The organism is Halogeometricum sp. S1BR25-6, from assembly GCF_031624495.1.
Taxonomy (GTDB): domain Archaea; phylum Halobacteriota; class Halobacteria; order Halobacteriales; family Haloferacaceae; genus Halogeometricum; species Halogeometricum salsisoli.
The window spans coordinates 424,262-442,356 of the sequence record NZ_JAMQOP010000001.1 but is presented as its reverse complement, the minus strand read 5'-3'; the positions used below and the strand labels follow the sequence as shown (position 1 = coordinate 442,356).

The 18,095-nt window shown below is 64.1% G+C and carries 20 protein-coding genes and 1 tRNA gene; 15 read left to right on the top strand and 6 right to left on the bottom strand.

The window, feature by feature from the left end:
- The first annotated feature begins 3 nt into the window (after window positions 1-3).
- Both NDI76_RS02285 and NDI76_RS02280 read left to right on the top strand, forming a co-directional pair.
- Window positions 4-807: an electron transfer flavoprotein subunit beta/FixA family protein gene (locus tag NDI76_RS02285; RefSeq protein WP_310922387.1), complete on the top strand. Its 804-nt coding sequence runs from the start codon at window positions 4-6 to the stop codon at window positions 805-807.
- On the top strand, window positions 804-1,760 hold the full coding sequence (locus tag NDI76_RS02280; RefSeq protein WP_310922386.1) for an electron transfer flavoprotein subunit alpha/FixB family protein: 957 nt from the start codon (window positions 804-806) through the stop codon (window positions 1,758-1,760). Before NDI76_RS02285 ends, NDI76_RS02280 begins: the two co-directional genes overlap by 4 nt.
- A gap of 101 nt (window positions 1,761-1,861) precedes the next feature.
- On the opposite strand, the gene NDI76_RS02275 is transcribed toward NDI76_RS02280, so the two are convergent.
- Complete coding sequence (locus NDI76_RS02275) at window positions 1,862-3,538, bottom strand: potassium channel family protein (RefSeq protein WP_310922385.1); 1,677 nt, start codon at window positions 3,536-3,538, stop codon at window positions 1,862-1,864.
- 140 nt (window positions 3,539-3,678) lie between these two features.
- Here NDI76_RS02275 and NDI76_RS02270 point away from each other — a divergent pair, with 140 nt between their 5' ends.
- On the top strand, window positions 3,679-4,521 hold the full coding sequence (locus tag NDI76_RS02270) for a polyprenyl synthetase family protein (protein WP_310922383.1): 843 nt from the start codon (window positions 3,679-3,681) through the stop codon (window positions 4,519-4,521).
- Window positions 4,522-4,557: 36 nt separating this feature from the next.
- Here the strand turns inward: NDI76_RS02270 and NDI76_RS02265 are convergent, their stop codons facing one another.
- On the bottom strand, window positions 4,558-5,685 hold the full coding sequence (locus NDI76_RS02265; RefSeq protein ID WP_310922381.1) for a DUF373 family protein: 1,128 nt from the start codon (window positions 5,683-5,685) through the stop codon (window positions 4,558-4,560).
- 201 nt (window positions 5,686-5,886) lie between these two features.
- Here NDI76_RS02265 and NDI76_RS02260 point away from each other — a divergent pair, with 201 nt between their 5' ends.
- Window positions 5,887-6,882, top strand: a complete 996-nt coding sequence (locus tag NDI76_RS02260) for a radical SAM protein (protein WP_310922380.1) — start codon at window positions 5,887-5,889, stop codon at window positions 6,880-6,882.
- A gap of 115 nt (window positions 6,883-6,997) precedes the next feature.
- Here the strand turns inward: NDI76_RS02260 and NDI76_RS02255 are convergent, their stop codons facing one another.
- Window positions 6,998-7,696 carry a hypothetical protein gene (locus NDI76_RS02255; RefSeq protein ID WP_310922379.1) on the bottom strand — a complete coding sequence of 233 codons (699 nt, stop codon included), beginning with the start codon at window positions 7,694-7,696 and terminating at the stop codon, window positions 6,998-7,000.
- A 132-nt stretch (window positions 7,697-7,828) separates the two neighbouring features.
- Between NDI76_RS02255 and NDI76_RS02250 the strand changes: the two genes are divergently transcribed.
- Window positions 7,829-8,320, top strand: coding sequence for a TRAM domain-containing protein (locus tag NDI76_RS02250; RefSeq protein WP_310922378.1), 492 nt, complete (start codon window positions 7,829-7,831; stop codon window positions 8,318-8,320).
- 86 nt (window positions 8,321-8,406) lie between these two features.
- Window positions 8,407-8,943, top strand: coding sequence for a Tfx family DNA-binding protein (locus tag NDI76_RS02245; RefSeq protein ID WP_310922377.1), 537 nt, complete (start codon window positions 8,407-8,409; stop codon window positions 8,941-8,943).
- 21 nt (window positions 8,944-8,964) lie between these two features.
- Here NDI76_RS02245 and NDI76_RS02240 read toward each other — a convergent pair whose 3' ends face one another.
- Both NDI76_RS02240 and NDI76_RS02235 read right to left on the bottom strand, forming a co-directional pair.
- Window positions 8,965-10,011 (bottom strand): mannose-1-phosphate guanylyltransferase, encoded by a 1,047-nt coding sequence (locus tag NDI76_RS02240; protein ID WP_310922376.1) that lies wholly within the window; start codon window positions 10,009-10,011, stop codon window positions 8,965-8,967.
- A complete protein-coding gene (locus tag NDI76_RS02235; RefSeq protein WP_310922375.1) occupies window positions 10,008-10,295 on the bottom strand; it encodes a DUF7091 family protein in 288 nt (95 codons plus the stop codon). The genes NDI76_RS02240 and NDI76_RS02235 overlap by 4 nt, the downstream gene beginning before the upstream one ends.
- Before the next feature lie 197 nt (window positions 10,296-10,492).
- Here NDI76_RS02235 and NDI76_RS02230 point away from each other — a divergent pair, with 197 nt between their 5' ends.
- The 3 genes from NDI76_RS02230 to NDI76_RS02220 all read left to right on the top strand — a co-directional run bounded on the left by NDI76_RS02230 (window position 10,493) and on the right by NDI76_RS02220 (window position 12,597).
- On the top strand, window positions 10,493-11,422 hold the full coding sequence (locus NDI76_RS02230; RefSeq protein WP_310922374.1) for a replication factor A: 930 nt from the start codon (window positions 10,493-10,495) through the stop codon (window positions 11,420-11,422).
- On the top strand, window positions 11,423-12,094 hold the full coding sequence (locus NDI76_RS02225) for an RPA family protein (RefSeq protein ID WP_310922373.1): 672 nt from the start codon (window positions 11,423-11,425) through the stop codon (window positions 12,092-12,094).
- Window positions 12,095-12,189: 95 nt separating this feature from the next.
- Window positions 12,190-12,597, top strand: a complete 408-nt coding sequence (locus NDI76_RS02220) for a DUF8146 domain-containing protein (protein ID WP_310922372.1) — start codon at window positions 12,190-12,192, stop codon at window positions 12,595-12,597.
- A gap of 42 nt (window positions 12,598-12,639) precedes the next feature.
- On the opposite strand, the gene NDI76_RS02215 is transcribed toward NDI76_RS02220, so the two are convergent.
- Window positions 12,640-13,095, bottom strand: a complete 456-nt coding sequence (locus tag NDI76_RS02215; RefSeq protein ID WP_310922371.1) for a DUF5814 domain-containing protein — start codon at window positions 13,093-13,095, stop codon at window positions 12,640-12,642.
- Window positions 13,096-13,219: 124 nt separating this feature from the next.
- Between NDI76_RS02215 and NDI76_RS02210 the strand changes: the two genes are divergently transcribed.
- The 6 genes from NDI76_RS02210 (at window position 13,220) to NDI76_RS02185 (ending at window position 17,731) form a co-directional block, all read left to right on the top strand.
- Window positions 13,220-13,292 (top strand) — tRNA-His (locus tag NDI76_RS02210).
- A gap of 559 nt (window positions 13,293-13,851) precedes the next feature.
- Entirely contained in the window at window positions 13,852-14,082 is a 231-nt protein-coding gene (locus NDI76_RS02205; protein WP_310922370.1) for a hypothetical protein, read from the top strand.
- Window position 14,083: 1 nt separating this feature from the next.
- Window positions 14,084-14,347, top strand: coding sequence for a hypothetical protein (locus NDI76_RS02200; protein WP_310922369.1), 264 nt, complete (start codon window positions 14,084-14,086; stop codon window positions 14,345-14,347).
- Window positions 14,344-14,577, top strand: a complete 234-nt coding sequence (locus NDI76_RS02195) for a hypothetical protein (RefSeq protein ID WP_310922367.1) — start codon at window positions 14,344-14,346, stop codon at window positions 14,575-14,577. Before NDI76_RS02200 ends, NDI76_RS02195 begins: the two co-directional genes overlap by 4 nt.
- Window positions 14,574-15,485, top strand: coding sequence for a hypothetical protein (locus tag NDI76_RS02190; RefSeq protein ID WP_310922366.1), 912 nt, complete (start codon window positions 14,574-14,576; stop codon window positions 15,483-15,485). The genes NDI76_RS02195 and NDI76_RS02190 overlap by 4 nt, the downstream gene beginning before the upstream one ends.
- Before the next feature lie 101 nt (window positions 15,486-15,586).
- Window positions 15,587-17,731 (top strand): tyrosyl-DNA phosphodiesterase, encoded by a 2,145-nt coding sequence (locus NDI76_RS02185; protein WP_310922365.1) that lies wholly within the window; start codon window positions 15,587-15,589, stop codon window positions 17,729-17,731.
- The last annotated feature ends 364 nt before the right edge of the window (window positions 17,732-18,095 follow it).

Here is an 18,095-nt window from a genome sequence, read left to right as displayed (position 1 = left end):
ATGATGAAGGTTCTCGTGACCGTCAAGGAGGTGGCCGAAGTCGAGGACGACTTCGAGATAGCCGACCTCGATATCGACCCGCGGTACCTCGAATACGACCTGAACGAGTGGGACGAGTACGCCGTCGAGGCGGCGGTCCAACTCGCCGAGGCGGCCGACGAAGAGGTCGAAGTCGTGTCGGCGACCATCGGCCCCGAGCGAAGCGAGGAGACCGTCCGGATGGCCCTCGCGAAGGGCGTCGACCGGGCGGTCCGCGTCTGGGACGACGACGTGGAGGCGGCCGAGTTCCTCGACGTGGCCTCGAAGGTTCGCCTCCTCGAAGCCGTCGTCGCGGAGGAGGACCCCGACATCGTCCTCACGGGCGTGCAGGCGAACGACACCGGATTCGGCGCGACGGGCGTCGCCCTCGCCGACGCCGTCGGCTTCGAGTGGGGCGCGGTCGTGAACCATCTCGACATCGAGGGCGTCCTGGCGGACGGCGTCGCGCACGTCCACCGCGAGCTAGAGGGCGGCATCGACGAGATAACCGAAATCGACCTCCCCGCGGTGCTGACCATCCAGACGGGTATCAACGAACCACGCTACGCCAGCCTCCGCGGCATCCGGCAGGCGCAGTCGAAGGAGATAGCCCACAAGACCCTCTCGGACCTCGGCCTCGACCACGAGGCCGTCGCGGGCGAACTGTTCCTGACCGAGATGTACGAACCCGAGGCTGAGTCCGACGCGACGTACTTCGACGGCGACGCCGGGGAGCAGGCGTCGCAACTCGCGACGGCCCTGCGGGAGAAGGGGGTGGGCGCGGAATGAGTCCGGACGTGCTCGCGGTGGCCGAACACCGCCGCGGCGACGTGCGCGAGGTGAGCTACGAACTCGTGACCGCGGGGCGCGAACTCGCGGACGCGACCGGCGGCGACCTCCACCTGGCCGTGATAAGCGGACGAATCGACGAGTTCACGACGCGCTTGGACCTCGAGGGGGTCGACCGCATCCACACCGTCGACTACGGCGAGGAGTTCAACCACGACGTGTACACGCAGGTCGTCTGCGCCCTCGCGGACGAACTCGACCCGCAGTACGTCCTCGCGCCGAACTCGGTGAACGGTCTCGACTACGCGCCCGCCGTGGCGAACCGCCTCGGCCTCCCTCTCGTGACCGACGCCGTCGGCATCGAGTACGACGGCGGCCTCACCGTCACGCGCGAGATGTACGGGTCGAAGGTGGAGACCACCGTCGAAGTCGACGCCGAGCGGACCGTCACGACGATTCGCCCCGGCGAGTGGGTAACGACGGAGGCCATCGGCGACGCCGAGGTGACCCCGTTCGAGTTCGAGGTGGACGAGTCGGCGGTCAACTCCGAGGTCACCGGCTTCGAGGAGGTGGCCGGCGGCGACGTCGACATCGCGGACGCCGAGGTGCTCGTCTCCGTCGGGCGCGGCATCGAGGAGGAGGAGAACGTCGAACTCGTCGAACGACTCGCCGACGCTCTCGGCGCGACGCTCTCCTCCTCGCGACCCATCGTCGACAACGGTTGGCTTCCGAAGAACCGGCAGGTCGGCCAGTCGGGCAAGGTCGTCACGCCGAAAGTGTACATCGCCATCGGCATCTCCGGGGCGGTCCAGCACGTCGCCGGGATGAAAGGCTCCGAGACCATCGTCGCCATCAACAACGACCCGAACGCCCCCATCTTCGACATCGCGGACTACGGCGTCGTCGGCGACCTGTTCGACGTGGTTCCCGAACTCATCGAGGAGTTCGAGTAGTCGAGTATCGGCGCGGTTTTTTGGTCCAGATTTTTGCGGACACGAACTCGTGAGCGTCCGGAAAACGGTAGTATAGCCTTCGATACTGCCGCCACTCCCGGTCACTCGGGGTTCGTCCCCGCTCCGTCGCCCTCGACGACGAGAACGTAATCTCCGGGAGCGACGGCGCTCTCTCCGTCCGTCTCGACGGCCCCGTCGCGGACGACGCCGACGACGGTCCGCCCGTCGTCGCCGCCTCGCAAGTCGGCGAGCGACTCGCCGACGAAGGAGTCCTCACCGGCGCGAACGAGCCGAATCTGCCCGGCGGGGTCGACCACCCGTTCGCCGCGAACCTCCGCGGCGACCACCCGGGCGCAGGCCCGTTGCGCCGAGAGGGCGTAGTCGGTGCCCGCCCGCGCCGCCGCCGACACTTTCCCCGCGTCCGTCATCCGGACGAGTATCTCCGCGTCGTCCGAGAGCGACCGGGCCGTCGCCGCGGTCAGGAGCGCGGTGGAGTCGTCGCCGACGGTGACGACGACCGTCGAGGCGTCCGAGATACCCGCCTCGCGGAACGTCTCGGGGTCCGTCGCGTCGCCGACCACGTCCGGGTCCGCCGCCGCCGCGCGGTCGACGGTCGTGACCGGGACGCCCGAGAAGACGTCGGCGGCCGCCCGTCCCCCCTCGCCGCGGCCGACGACGAGTGCGCCCGACCGCGACGTCCCGCGCGTCCCGCGGGCGTCCGAGGCCGGGAAGTCGCCCGTCGCCGCCGCGACGGCGTCCGGCGGGCCGGCGACGACCAGCACCGTGTTGGCCGCGAGTTCGTCGTCCGGCGAGAGGGGGACTCTGAGTTCGCCGTCGAACCACCCCGCGACGGCGGTCACCTCGGAGCGGTCGGCGAGGGGAGAGTCTCCGAGGCGGACGCCGCAGAGGGGGCCCTCCTGACCGACGAGAAGTTCGCGGACGACGAGCGCATCCTCGTCCGCGTTGCCATCCGCTCCCGCCTCGGTTCCGCCGTCGGCCGGCGGGTCGACCACGACCGGCGTCGTCGCCTTCTGCGCGAGTCGACGGCCGACGAGGGCGTGCGGGGAGATGCACCTGTCGACGCCGAGTTGCGCGAACGCCCGTTCGTGGCGGGGGGACTCCGAGAAGCCGACGACGCGGAGGTCCTCGTTCAGTTCCAGCGCCGTCAGGACGACGCCCGCGGTCCGGTCGCCCGCGTCGGCGACGAGGAAGGCGGCGTCCTCGACGGACGCCCGTCGGAGGTCCGAGGGCTTCTCGGGGTCGCCGTGGATGGCCTGGTACCCCTCGTCGGAGAGCCGTTTGGCCTCGTCCTGGTCGGATTCGAGGAGGACGTATCCGGTCTCCAGCGCCTCCAACTCGTCGAGGAGGAGGTCGGTGTCGCGCCCGTACTCCGCGACGACGACGTGGCCGTCCTTCGAGGAGAGGCGGTCGTCGAGTTCGAGCGGCGCCCGCTCGAAGAGGGGGATGACGAGGACGCGGAGCGTCACGAACCCGACGACGACGCCGGTCACCTGCATCGCTCCCAGGAGGCTGAGCATGAGCGGGTTCGTCCACGGCGCGTCCGACCCGAACCCGGTCGTCGTGAGCGTCGCGATGACCGCGTTGAACGAGCGGAACATCGACTGCGGGCGGCCTTCGAGCGTCCGCATCCCGACGTTGTAGAGGTAGGTGTAGACGAGGACGACGGCGACGAGGCCGAACGCGTAGACGACGAGCAGTCGCTGGCGCTTCGAGAGGTCTCGTGGGTGGAATCCCTCCACGTTCTGCAGTTCGCGCACGAGCGTTCTGCCCTACCCAGTGTCGGCGCGACTCACCAGTGTTCCGGCCGAACGTTCCCGTCCCCGATTCCCGTCCGAACGGGAGGGCCGAAACGTTCGGTTCCGGAACCTCTTTTGTCGCTGCATCCTGACCTTCGACAATGGAGTATCTGGAGCGTCGGGTCTCGATGGTCGACGAGCGCCTCACCGAGGTCATCGAAGCGGTCGACCCGCCCGAACTGTCGGAGGAACTCGCGCACGTCGCCCTCGCCGGCGGCAAACGCGTCCGTCCCGCGGTGACGATTCTCGCCTGCGAGGCCTGCGGCGGCGACGCCGACGCGGCGGTGGATTTCGCCGTCGCCGTCGAGTTGGTCCACAACGCCTCGCTGGTCGTCGACGACATCATCGACCGGTCGGACATCCGGCGCGGTACGCCGAGCGCGTGGGCGGAGTACGGCTACGGCCCGGCCCTCATCGCCTCCGACGGCCTTCTCGGCGAGGCGTTCGCCCTCCTCTCGGTGAACGACCAGGCGATGCAGGTGGTCGCCGAGTCGATGGTCGAACTCGGCGAGGGCGAGGCGACGGAACTGGTCGCCCGCCCGTCGAACGAACGCGAGTACATGGAACTCGCGCGGCGGAAGACCGGCGCGCTGTTCCGGGCGGCGGCCGAACTCGGCGCCGTCGCGGCCGGGGCGGACCCCTTCACCGTCGAGGCGTTCGGCGAGTACGCCGAGCGCGTGGGGGTCGCATTCCAGATACGCGACGACGTGCTGGACGCGACGGCCGACGCGGACGAACTCGGCAAACCCACCGGACAGGACGAGGTGATGGACCGCCCCTCCGTCGTGCAGGTGACGGACCTCACGCCGGCGGAGGCGAACCAACGGGCGCGCGAGCAGTCCGACCAGGCGCTCGACGCCCTCGACGCGACGGAGGTGGAGGAGACGGACTCCATCGGCTACCTCCGCGACCTCGCGGAGTTCGTCGTCGTCCGCGAGCGGTGAGCGGGTCGGGTCGAACGACCGAGCGACCGGTCGCCGTCACCCGCGCGTCGGTTCGACGCTCGTGGGGAACCGCGACTCCGCGATGGCGAACGCGAGCGTGCTGAACACGCCGAGGAGCGTTCCCACCGTGAGGCCGACGGCGAAGTCCGCCGCGGAGAACGTCCGGACGCCGGGGACGCCGGCCACGCCGTTGACGTTGAGGAAGAACCCCGAGACGACGTACAGCACGATGGCGATGGCGACGACGTAGAACGGCGCGTTGAGGTAGCGCCACTTGAACCGCTCCGCGAGATACTCGTCGGTCACCTGCCCGAGACTGGAGGTGACGCCGGCGGCGGCGAACCACTGGACGGCGCCGTGGACGAAGAGCGCGAGGACGAGCGGTAACCCCGGGTCCGGAAGCTCGTTCACCAGCGCCACGCCGCGGAACCCGCCGACGGTCATCAGCGCGAGGGCGGCGACGTAGGTGATGAGCGTGACGCGCCCCTCGTAGAGGATGTCGCGCCCGCGACCCACCGCGTCGTCGACGACCGTCTCCAGTCCGAGCCCGCGGAACAGGGTGTAGAGACCGAGCAGCGCCGAGATGACGCCGAGGACGGCCGCACCGGGGATGTCGAAGGCGCTGGCGATGGTGAGAAACGGGTAGATGAGAAGCAGGATACCGAGGGGGACGAGGATGGTGCCGCGCGTCTCGGGGTCGGCGAGAACCTGCTTCATCGTGTAGTAGATGGATTCGAGGTCCTGCGCCTGCCGGACGACGACCCGGCGCACGCTGTCGATGGGGACGCGCGAGCGGATGACCGGCAGCACCGACTCGTCCTGCGCGCCGTCGGTGATGACGATGGCGCTGACGTTCTCGCCGGTCGAAAGCCCCGCGAGGACGCGGTCTATCTCCTCGCCGATGGCGCGGTTGGCCTGCACGTCGCTGCCCTCCATGCCGGTGACGGCGGCGACTTCCACCTGCTGGCCGACCTCGGGGTCCGCCGACAGCGCGTCGTGCTCGTGGACGCCCTGAAACAGGACGTTCGAGTCGGAGTCCTCCGGATCGGCGGTCGCGAGCGCCACCGCGGCCGCCTCGACGCGGTCCCGGCCGACGACGGGCGTGTCGAACCTCGTCTTGCGGCCGAGGTCGTCGTCGAGGTCGACGCAGAGGACCAACAGCATCGTGCGACCGTATGCCGTCGGGCTATATTTGTTTTCGGGGAGGGCTCCGACGGCGACGGTCGCACCGCCCGGCCGCCGTCGGAACCGGCGGTCTTCGGTCCCGACGGCCTCGGTTGGTCGCGTGCGGTGAGAGCGAACACCACGGACGAGCCGCGTTTCGCACCGTTTTTGCCCGTGGGACGTGTACCGTGTTCGCAACGAATGATATCGAAGGGCTGCGAGCAGTGCGCCATGGGAGGGAAGATGGTGCTGTTCGTCTACGGCTACTGCGACCAGCGCGATTGCTTCTACTGTCCCCTCGGCGAGAACCGCAAGAACGTCACGGACGTGTACGCGAACGAGCGGAAAGTGGAGTCCGACGACGACGTCATCGCCGAGGCCAAACGGATGGAGGCGCTGGGGACGTCCATCACGGGCGGCGAGCCGCAGGAGGCCCTCGACAAGACCTGTCGCTACCTCGAACTGCTGAAAAACGAGTTCGGCGAGGACCACCACACCCACCTGTACACCGGCATCACGGGCGGCCGCGAGAACATGCGCCGACTCTCCGAGGCGGGACTGGACGAGATTCGCTTCCACCCACCGTACGAGATGTGGGGCGACCTGCACGGCACCGAGTGGGAGGACATCCTCTACGTCGCCCGCGAGGAGGGGCTGACGCCCGCCTTCGAGATTCCCGGCATCCGCGCCGAGGAGGAGTTCTTGGAGTTCCTCGACGAGGGCGCCGCCGACTTCTGCAACGTCAACGAGTTCGAGATGTCCGACGGCAACTATCGAAGAATGCAGGAAGAGGGGTACGAACTGCAGGAGGGCCACATGTCGGCCGTCGACGGCTCGAAGGACGCTATCTTAGAGGAGATGGCCGACCACGAGCGCGTCTACTTCTGCACCTCCGTGTTCAAGGACGCCGCACAACACAGAAATCGGCTGAAGCGCATGGCCGAGAACATCCGCCGCCCGTTCGACGAGGTGACCGACGACGGGACGCTCGTCTACGGGAAGACGTGGGTGACGGCGGAGGAGTTAGACGCCCTCGGCGTGCCCGAGGAGTTCTACACCGTCAAGTCCGACCACGTCGAGGTGGCGTGGTGGCTCCTCGAAGAGATGGTCGAGGACGGCGACGCGCCGGAGGGCGAAATCGTCGAGCAGTACCCCACCGTCGACGGCACCGTGGTCGAGCGGACACCGCTGGCGTAGCGTTCTTCATTTTTGGTCCAGCTTTTGCGAGCGAGCGAACGCGAGCGACGCAAAAGCTGGGATGGCACCGTGGTCGAGCGGACACCGCTGGCGTAGCGTTCTCCGTTTTGGTTTTTCACCGCGTCCGCCGTCGTCCTCGCCGACTCCGATTCCGCGACAGCACGACGTACAGACTCGGCGCGAACGCCACGGCGACGCCGGCCAGCACCCAGTTCGTGAGTTCGTCGCCGCGGACGACGCCGAGGGCGACGACTGCGACGCCGAGAAGCGCCCCCGCAGCGACGCCCGCGCGCCGGGTGCGTTCGGCGAGTCGGACGCCGCGGGCCGTCGCGTACAGACCGGCGGCGACGGCGGCGAGGACGGCGCTGACGGTCCCCAACACCGGTTGGACAGTGACGAGGCCGAGAGCGAGGAGTCCGACGCCGACGGCGATGCCCGCGGCGAGCGTCGCTCGCGGGGGGAGCGGGTTCACGTTCGCCCCGTGGCGGACGGCGTAGGCCGCCGGCGGGAGGACGAGAACGAGGCCCGCGAAGGCGGCGGGAACCAGCGCGGAGGGCGAGGGGTCGGCCGCGAGGACGCCGATGACGCCGAGGAACGCCCAGAGGACGCCGCCGGCGAGAATCCACCGCGCGGGGACCACGGCGGCGGGGTCGTCGTCGCGGAGGAGGCCGAACGCGGCGAACGGGTACGTGCCGACGGCGGCGAGAACGACGACGTCGAGGAGGCTCAGCCCGAAGAGGAGGCCGAACACGACCGCCGAGAGGCCGAGAACGACGCCGATGAGCAGAGCGAACTCCGGGACGCGGCGGCTCATAGTCGAAGTCGGGAACAGGCGCGGGAAAGCGTTGCGTCCGGCGACGGGAGACATCGGGGGCCTCGCAGGGGTCGGCACTGCGTCGGAGATGCACCCGGAAGCGTTTAGACGAGCGATAGAGTAGCCTCTCGTATGTCAGACTGTCCACTGGCGGACGAGTGCCCGCGGTACTCAGAGCGTATCAACGGGATGGGATGTCAGTACTACGGGGACCGGGCGGGGGCAGAGTGGTGTAACAGCTACGAACAGCCGATCCGCGACCTGAAACAGCAGCCCGTCAAACCGGGCGAGGACGTCGTGGTCACCGTCGACGACATCCACGAGAGCGGCGCCGGCGTCGGGCGGACGGAGGACGGCTTCATCGTCCTCGTCGACGGCCTCCTGCCGACCACGCGCGCCGTCGTCCGCATCGACCGGGTGAAGTCGAACCACGCCAAATCGAAGAAGGTGGTCGAGCGCCTGCCGACCGACCCCGACGAGGAGGATGGAGACGCCGACGCGGCGGGCAGAGGCGGCGACGGTGACGGGGACGGAACCGACGATGAGGACGACGACAACGACAAAGGAAGCGGCCCCAAGCGGCCGACGGCCCTCGGAAGCCGAGACAACTTCTGGGGGAGCTAGACGCGCCGAACCGCCGCGCCGCACCACCCAACGGACAGTCACATCCGTCTGTAGTTTTTTTGCGACCCGCACCGGTAGCGGAGCGTATGCACGACGCGGACCGCGATGGCGAGGGAGACGGCAACATCGACACCGATGCCGACGCCGAGACGAACGCCGACGGGGACGTCGACGCCGCGGGCGTCCTCGGCGAGACGGGGTTCGACCCCGAGACGAGCGTCCTCACGCGCCGGCAGGCCGAGGTGTTGGCCCTCCGCGAACGCGGCGTCCGCCAGTCGACGATCGCCGAGCACCTCGGCACCTCGCGCGCGAACGTCTCCAGCGTCGAGTCAAGCGCGCGACGGAACGTCGAGAAGGCGCGCGAGACTGTCGCGTTCGCGGAGGCGCTGACGGCCCCGGTTCAAGTGGTCGTCGAGGAGGGGTCGGACCTGTACGACGTGCCGAAACTCGTCTACGACGCCTGCGACGAAGCGGGCGTGAAGGTGGGCCACACCGCGCCGGACCTGATGAAGACCGTCGCCGACGCCGCCGGCGACGCCGTCCGGGGCCGGGAGGTACGCTCGTCGCTCCTCGTGGGCGTCACCACCGAAGGGAACCTCCGCATCCGGCGGTCCGCGGAGTAGTCGAGGCGAAAACGGGCGCGCTCAGAACTCGCCGCGCGACTTCAACTCGTTCGCGAGGGCGCGCACGTCCTGCGCGCGCGACTTCGGCACGACGAGGACCCGGTCGTCCCACGCGACCACCGCGAGGTCGGAGACGCCGACGAGCGAGACGTGCTTGTCGTCGCCGGCGACGACGTTGTCCGCGGCGTCGACCGACCGGAGCGTCGCGTCGCCGGCGACGACGGAGCCGTCCTCGTCGGGGTCCAACACGCGTTCGAGGGCGTCCCACGAGCCCAGGTCGTCCCACTCGAACGTCGCGGGGACGACGACGGCGTCGTCGGCGCGTTCCATCACGCCGTAGTCGATGCTCACCTCCGGGACGTCCTCGAAGGCGGCCTCGGCATCGTCGCCGGCGTCGAGGGCGGCGACGAGACCGGAGAGCGGCGTGTCGCGGGCCGCATCGAGGAGCGCCGCGGGCGTCCACGCGAAGATGCCCGCGTTCCAGTAGTGGCCGGCGTCGACGTACGCCTCGGCCGTCTCGGCGTCCGGTTTCTCGTGGAACGCCGCGACGGGCGCGTAGTCGGTCTCGCCCTCTCTCTCACTCCCGCCCTCGAACTCGCCGGGTTCGATGTAGCCGTACCCGGTGTCCGGCCGGGTCGGTTCGACGCCGAACGTGACGAGCGACCCCGTGTCGGCGGCGACGCGCGCGCCGCGACGCATCACGTCGGCGAAGTCGCCTTCGACCCGGTGGTCGCTGGGGAGGGCGACGACGACGCAGTCGCCGTATAGCTCCTGAACGCGATGAGTGGCGTAGACGAGGGCCGGACCGGTGTCCCGCGCGGCGGGTTCGACGACCACCTCGGCGTCGGGGGCGTGGGCGGGTATCTCGTCGGCGAACGCCGGGCGGGTGGAGACGACCACTTCGTCGGCCGCCTCGCGGGCGCGTTCGACCGTCCGCGAGAGCAGCGACCCCTCGCCGAGAAGCGGGAGGAACTGCTTGGGTCGGTCCGCGCGACTCGCGGGGTAGAGCCGGGAACCGGTGCCGCCGGCGAGGACGAGGGCGACGACCGGTCGCCGAGAGTCGCTCACCACGTCTCGACGACCCCGCTCCGGACGTCCTCGGCGCAGCCTTCGCAGTCGGGGTGGTCGGCCTCGAAGCAGGCCGGGAGTCCTGACTCGTCGAGACCGACGGCGCGGCGTTCGGCGTGGCGCCGACAGACCAGACGGACGCGCCCCTCCTCGTCGCGCGGCAGGTCGGGGTGGGCGGACTGCGAGGCGTCTCTGCCGTCGTCGTACGCTCGTTTCGCGCGGGCGTACTGCCGACCGGCGGCGCGGAACTGGTCGCGGACGAAGCGTTCGAATCGGTCGTCCATCGCTTACCGAGCGGTGGCGCGCCGAGGCTATAGGTCCGTTGGTGGCCGGAATCAGGATCGTGGAGAGTGCCGAATTGTGGCGGTAGGGAGCGCACAGAGTGCGTTTTCAGTTTCGTCCCGCACGTAACCTTATTAACCATAGCGAACCAACCGACGTACGCCTCCCAATGGAAACCAAGGCGGAGGCGAGTGAAACCATGTCAGACCTGCGAAACCACGCGGAGGAGATTGCCGACCAGTTTTCAGACCACTTGGATATCGACGCCGACGACGTCGAGGAGCGACTGCAGAACCTCGTCGACGAGTACCGGGTGCCCGTCGACGAGGCGCGCCGCTCCGTCGTCAACAGCTACCTCGACGAGGCGGGCCTCGACCGCGACGAACTCGGCCGCGGCGGGAACGAGGAGGTCCACCTCGCGGACATCGACCAGGACGAGCAGTGGGTCGACGTGACCGCGAAAGTCGTCGAACTGTGGGAGCCCCGAAGCGAGTCCATCTCGCAGGTGGGCCTCCTCGGCGACGAGTCCGGGCGGATGAAGTTCGTCTCCTTCACCACCTCCGACCTCCCCGAAATCGAGGAGGGGAAGGTGTACCGCCTCGGCAACGTCGTCACCGACGAGTACCAGGGCAACTTCTCGGTGAAGCTCAACCGGACGACCAGCATCGAAGAACTCGACGAGGACATCGAAGTCGGCGACGACGCCACCACCGTCGAGGGCGCGCTCGTGGACATCCAGTCCGGGAGCGGCCTCATCAAGCGCTGCCCCGAGGAGGGCTGTACGCGCGTCCTCCAGAACGGCCGCTGTAACGAGCACGGCAACGTCGAGGGCGAGTTCGACCTCCGCATCAAGGGCGTCCTCGACGACGGCGATGCCGTCCACGAGGTCATCTTCGGCCGCGACATGACCGAAGAACTGACCGGCATCTCCTTGGAAGAGGCCCAGGAGATGGCGATGGACGCCTTGGACACCACCGTGGTCGTCGACGAGATGCGCACGGACCTCATCGGGAGGTACTACCGCGTCTCCGGCCCCGAGCTGGGGCGGTACGTGCTCGCCGACGACACCGAACGGCTGAACGGACCGGCCGATGCCGAAGCAGTCCTCATCGAAGCGAGGTCGATCTAAATGAGTTCCAACGAAGTCCCCTCCCGAGAGGTCGCCCGACGAGTATTCGCCGAAGAGTTCAACGACGCCAGCTACACGTTCAAGGAGTCCGACGACGAACGGGCGCCGGTGTACCTGCTCCTCCCCTCGGGGGAGAAGGCCAACCGCGTCTTCCTCGTCGGCACCCTCACCGAGAAGGAGGACGTGGGCGAGGACAACGAGTACTGGCGGGGCCGCATCGTCGACCCGACGGGGACGTTCTTCGTCTACGCCGGGCAGTACCAACCCGAGGCAGCGAGCGCGCTCCGCGACCTCGAACCGCCGGCGTACGTCTCCGTCGTCGGCAAGCCGCGGACGTACGAGACGGACGACGGCAACGTCAACGTCTCCGTACGCCCCGAGTCCATCAGCGTCGTCGACGCCGAGACGCGGGACCGCTGGGTGGTCGAGACGGCGCAGCGAACGGTCGAGCGCATCGAACGGTTCGAGGAGGAGGGCAACGAGTACGGGCGCATGGCCCGCGAGGAGTACGACCTCCCCGTCGACCGCTACAAGACGGCCGCCGTCTCCGCCCTGCAGAGCCTCGAAGAGGCCGGCGGCGACGAACTCGGCGGGTCCGAAGAGTCCGAGGGGTCCGACTCCGAGAGTTCGGGCACCGATACGGACACCGCCTCGCCGGAACCGAACGCGTAGACCGACGCCCGCGCGGGCCGGTCAGCTCCGATTTTTCGCCGCGGTAGTCGTCTGACGAAGCATTAAGTATCTCCGAGCGACAACTTTCGAGCAGCATGGGCAACAAGAACAAGACCATCTCGTTCCGCGTCAACGAGGACGCGTTCGAGACGCTTCGGGAGATAGCCGAGGAGCGGGACATCTCGCTGTCGGCCGTCTTCCGCGACTACGTAGACACCCTCGTTGCCCACGACGGTCAGGTGCAGGTCGTACCGGACCACGAACTCGAAGCGATGGGCGCCGAGGAAGAGGAGTCGTTCCCGCCGAAGGTTCGGGTTCCGAAGAGCTTCGTCCGCGAGCACGAGCGTCTCGAACTGGAGGCGGACCACCTCCGCGAACAACTCGAAGAGCACAAACGCTACGTCAACTACCTCCGCGAACAACTCGAAGACGAGGAGGAAGACGTCATCCAACTGGAAGACTTGGACGGCGAGGCCGACGAACCGTCGTTCCGTCTGGGGTAGCCGAATCGCGGGGATTTCGTCCTCGCGCTCGTTCCTGCGTTCTCAGCCGCTGAGCGCCCGCTTCGCGTCCCGCGCCTTCCGCTCCATCTCGTCGTTGCCCTCGACGTTCGAGAGCGTCTCGACGGCTTCGAGCGTCCGCACGGCGTCGTCGAGGAAGGAGAGCACGTCGCCGGGGTAGGCGTACAGCATGTACTCGTCGCCCATCACGTCGACGATGGCGTCCGGGCCGAGGCCCTGCGCGCGGAGTTCGAGGACGTACGTTACGAACTGCCGTTCGGGGTAGCCGGTGTAGAGGTCGTCGGGGTTCTCGGGGTCCAAGAAGTCCTTCGCGAAGTCGAGGAGTCTGTCGCGCGTCGCGGCGTCCACCTTTGAGAGGCCTTCGCCCGAGTAAAGTACGTCCATCGTCGCACCCTTGAACGCCCCCTTCGGGATGTTCACGTCCAGTTGCGAGACGATTTCGCGGTGGTTTTTGAGGTAGATCTTGTCCGTGATGGCCACAGTTGCCGGTTCTAGTCCGGTCGTCGCAAAAAGCGTCCCGGTGGGCGGCGGCGTGCGCTTCTCTCGCACGCCTCCGCGGAGTCGTAACGTATTTTAGTCACACGAGGGTACCAGTAACTGCGTGTCCGGGTTAGGGTAGTGGACTATCCTTCAGCCTTGTGGAGGCTGAGACGCGGGTTCGATTCTCGCACCCGGACCTCCTCCGATTTCAGCACTCTGAGCCATCGCTTCAGCCTTCTAAGGCTGAGACATTCGAACACCCTGCAAATCGACTCAAGCCTGAATCGACGGACGGTAGCTTATAAGCAACCAGACCCGACCAGAAATGCTCTGGTCTTCTAAATTCCATACCCAAACAGGGTGGATTAAGTGAGAGATTTCCAGTGGTTCCGACCCCCCCCCCCCACATTTCGTCTGGAAATCTAACTATTCCATGGCGGATGTCGACGTGTAAAATGTCAATAACTGATATTCTGAATTATACTCTACCCTTGAATAGGGGAGTCGAGATACCACTATCATGGAACTCATCGTTGAAGACGAGAGCAAGTGGGTAGAACTAGACTCAGGACCCACCGCCTGCAACAAACTAGAGGCCTTCCGCTCTGCGCAATCCAAAGTCCGCATCTCTATGATGCCTCAATCCAGCACAGGACGCATCTCCTTTGGCGTCGGACTCAACCCTAACAAAGCCAAGCGATTTGGTCAATATCTCAGCTTCCAATCAGGTACTATCCGAGAGAACGAAGACCAATGATGGAAATCAAATTTCCCGATAACGACCACGGTGGGTTCGCCGAACTAGAGAGCGGCGGTCATATTGATACGACGTTCCGGATTATCAACGACAACGGAATCCGCATTGACCTGTTGGCCCAAATGCACCATGGACGACTCCGTCTCGGAATCAACCTCAACCCCGAAGAAGCCCAACAAGTCGGCGAATATCTGACCGCCCAAGCGACCTTAGCGCAGGAGGACCAGTGAAATGGAGATAGAATTTCCCAGCAACAACGAAGGTGGATTTGCGGAAGTCGAAACTGGTCGTAACGTCCGCACCAAACTTGAGGTCGTTCATGGTGTGCACCTTCGACTCGGCTTAGAATCCATGATGAGCCATGGGTCCATCGCTCTTGGAGTTAGACTCGACCCGGACGAAGCCCGAAGAGTTGGAAGATATTTGATTGCTCAAGCCGACATCATTGACGAAGACGGAGACGGCGTAGAAGAAGAACCAGAGGCTAACCCATGACCGACACAGACTCCGAGAATATAGAGCATCTCGTGGGCGTCTACAAACAGTTCTTCTACGGTGAGATTTCCCGCGCTGAGGCGAGGAATATCATCGACGAGGAGCAGTGGAACCGTATATCGCGGGTCGCAGCCTTTGAGATATCGAACGAGAGAGTCCAGCCAGTAACTGACGACGAACTGGCTCGTAAGTACCGTAGCAACGCAGAATCGGGTGAGGGCTACCCATGACCGACTTAGACTACGACGAGGATGCCTTGCGAAACTATCTCCGCGAGTCTGTTCCGCACAGTATCGTCCAGATGGTACTGGGCCATCCAAAGCACCTCGCAACAGTTGAAGAAATCAACCACTTCGTTGCAGATACCAGCCGGGATAACGTAGAAGACGAACTTCAAACCCTCATCGAGAAAAACATCCTAGCAGTCTACTCGCTCAACGATGAGAACCTTGTGGGCCCATCCGAGTTCTACGGATTCACTCCTTCAGGGATTCGACTCCTCGGCGAGAACAACTATCTCAAGGGCTATCCTCTCGTTCAAGCAATCTATCAGAAAATGGAGAAGCCCGCCATAATCCTTGGCTACGAAGCGGCTCCACGTCCAGAGCTCCCAGCAGAGGTCAAGCAAGCCCTGCGTCTCAACGAAGGTGACAGCAAGGATGGGACTGGCCTCGGAGAAGATAGCCTCTCCACCAGCAACAACGTAGACAACCTCTCCGACTCAGTCAACAAGAGTGCTCAACAAACAGTTTTAGAGGACGACGAAACTGGGGACGAGAACAGTGACCGACTCTCATTCGACGAAGCGACTGAGCGGATGCAGTCGGGCCCAGATGACCAAGAACTAGCCGAAGCGTATCAGGAGAATGCAGACCACGCGAAGCAGACGAACAAAGAATGGGCAGTTCCAGACGCTGTTCAGTGGACAGACGCCGATTGGGACGAATTAAGTGACGACGGGTTCGAGTTGGGTCCGTTGACCTGCGATGTTTGCGGTGCTGTGCATCGCACCTATGGCACTGTCATCGTTGCATCCTATAAGCGGACCGACCGAACCGACAAGAAGAGCGACCAATCGTTCGGCCAAGTCGTCTATTGCGGTGACTGCGCTCCCGAAGAGATGCTCTCTGACAGCTGAGATGTTGAATGGCTGACCAATCGTACGGATTTTTCATCAATCTCATATCGCACGGGTGCATGTGATATGTTTATTAGCTTTAATTTCGTCTGTACTGGGTAATGGGCTTTGAGATGCCACTCGCTACTGAAGCAGATGACTCGTGCCACGCAGAGATATTCAAAAGCTGGCGGTCATTTTCTGAAAACTTCACCGACGCAACTCGAATGCACGTAGTCACGTACTGTGACTCTCCAGAATTTGTTCTCAAATTATTTGACGAGCTTGGTGACCTTGAGGTACTGGAAGTCGTGGTTGGTGACGTAGACGACTATCGCGAGCGCCTTATCGACAAACCAGAAACCGCTGACCGCCTCGAACGTCTGCGCTGTGAGGGACGGTTGGTCATCTATCTCTGCGAGACCAAGGAGGTCCACTCGAAACTCTATCTTATCGAGTACGAGGCCAAACCAGATACCACTGTTTCTGCCGCCGACGAGTCTGTGTCACTCGCAGATTACGGCGACAGCAGTTCAAATGACAAGCCTGCCGATTCTGAAGTACGGGTTCGCATCATCGTAGGTTCACCTAATCTCTCAAAGAACGCGTGGTCGAACCAGACGAATATGGGTGTCGTCTACGACACCGCGAAAGGGAGTACTCTTCACACGGAGTTCATGGGCCTATACGAAGAGCATCGCGCATACAACAACAAGGGACCCTTCCTTGAAGACCTCACCGAGCGAATCGAGTTGTCAGGTGATGACCGCGAGAAAGTCATTAACCTCTACACCGAGGGAAAGGTCGGAACGACTGATGAACTCGGGGAGATTCACGGTAAACTCGCCGACCATATCGACTCGGAGGTTGAGACGGTTAATCTCGTGCTCGATGACGGCTCAGAGGCTGAACTCCCCGAGGATGGTAGCGCCGTAGATACAGACGCGGACTCTGATAGTGAGGAAGAATCTGATTCTCCTATTTCGGACGCTCCCAAAGCCCAAATCAATCTCTCGCTACGTGGCTATGACGCCACCACAGTCGACACGGTGTCGAAGATGAAGGACTTTGATGCGACCGTCTCGAATGACACGCTGAACCTCACACCTTCGGCATTCCATCGCTATACGAAGGAGGTCTTCTCGGTGCCGACGATGAAGCTCAATGACGCCGAAGACCGTCTGAAATTCCATCACGATGGGCAGGTCTACAGCATGACGAGCCCACCTCCTGCCGATACCACCCTCATCAACGATGCGCTCGCTGATATGGAGGCGTATTTTGAAACAGTAGACAACCACGGTAACTCGAATAACCCGACAGCGGTCAAGGCACACATGATGGAAGCACTGCTGTGGTTCTTTTGGGCTCCATTCGCGAACCGGCAGGCGCGATTTTACCGTTCGCACGACGTGGACCTTGACAAGGCATTACCCTATCTCTACGTCTATGGTGAATCTAATGGCGGCAAGGGAACGTTCACCGAGTTCGCACTCGGAATGATTAGCGCGGGACGCGTCGAATCAGCGGTGGACGCTGACGAAATCGGCAAACGCAACGTGCGGAATATGCGCTCTGCGCACACTACTTTCCCCGTCGTAGTGGACGATATCACTAAGCAGAAGGTCCACAGTCTCGATACGCTACGCAATTTCTGGAAGGGCTGGACGGATGAATCACCGTACCCAATGTTCGCGTTCATCTCAAACGACAAGCGTCCCAACCAATGGTTCCGAAACCGCGCGAAGATTCTGCACTTCGACGTGAACTTCCAAACCTCGCGGCGCGGGGAGGCACAGGTCAACGAACTCATTTCTAAGCACAACCCGCTGTTCTCATGGTTCGGCCACGCGTATCTTGCCCACGACTTGCGACTTGCTGAAGACGACGACACACTCGCAGAGGTGCGCGAAACGATGCTCGCACTCTACGACCGTGCCGAACGCAACCCTCCCGAGTACTTCCCTCATGAGCCTGCTGAGCGTATTCACGACACAGGCCGCTCACGCTGGCACGATTTGCTGGAACGTGACGACGTTGAGCTCTCCGAAGAAAAGGATACGCTCGTGATTTCCTTTGACGAGTCGATGAGCTATGAGATACACACCTACAAACGCGACCCTCCGATGACGGTCCGTGTCGAAAAACGAGGGCTGGACTTGGTGATAAAGACACCTGACGAGTTCTACGAGTGGCTTGGTGAGGATACAGCAACAGTGGCTCGTCCCGGATTCCTCTCACGCCTTCGCTCGCGCTTTAGCGGTTGAGCGACTGGCTCTATTGAATCTTCTGAGTTCGATACTTTTCCTGCTGAAACAGCTACTCAGTAGCGCTTGCTTATTGAGTTCGGGGTTAGAAGGTTCCTCAAGCAACCGGCTCTTGAAGCGACAAATAGAATCCATAGATTCCAATAATCACTGAGAGCCAGATTAGGACAGTGTACGGCCAGACCCTACCAAATCCCTGCCCGTAGATGCGGATTTGTCCGAAGCAAGCAATCACGCCTAGTAGAATAGCAAGTCGTTGAGTGGCTTCACCTGTCATTGAATAATATCTTAGATATTGCAACTATATAGAGATTCTCCAGAGTCGCTATTATTTTCCTGTGCCGAATGGTCCGTTGAACGCCTA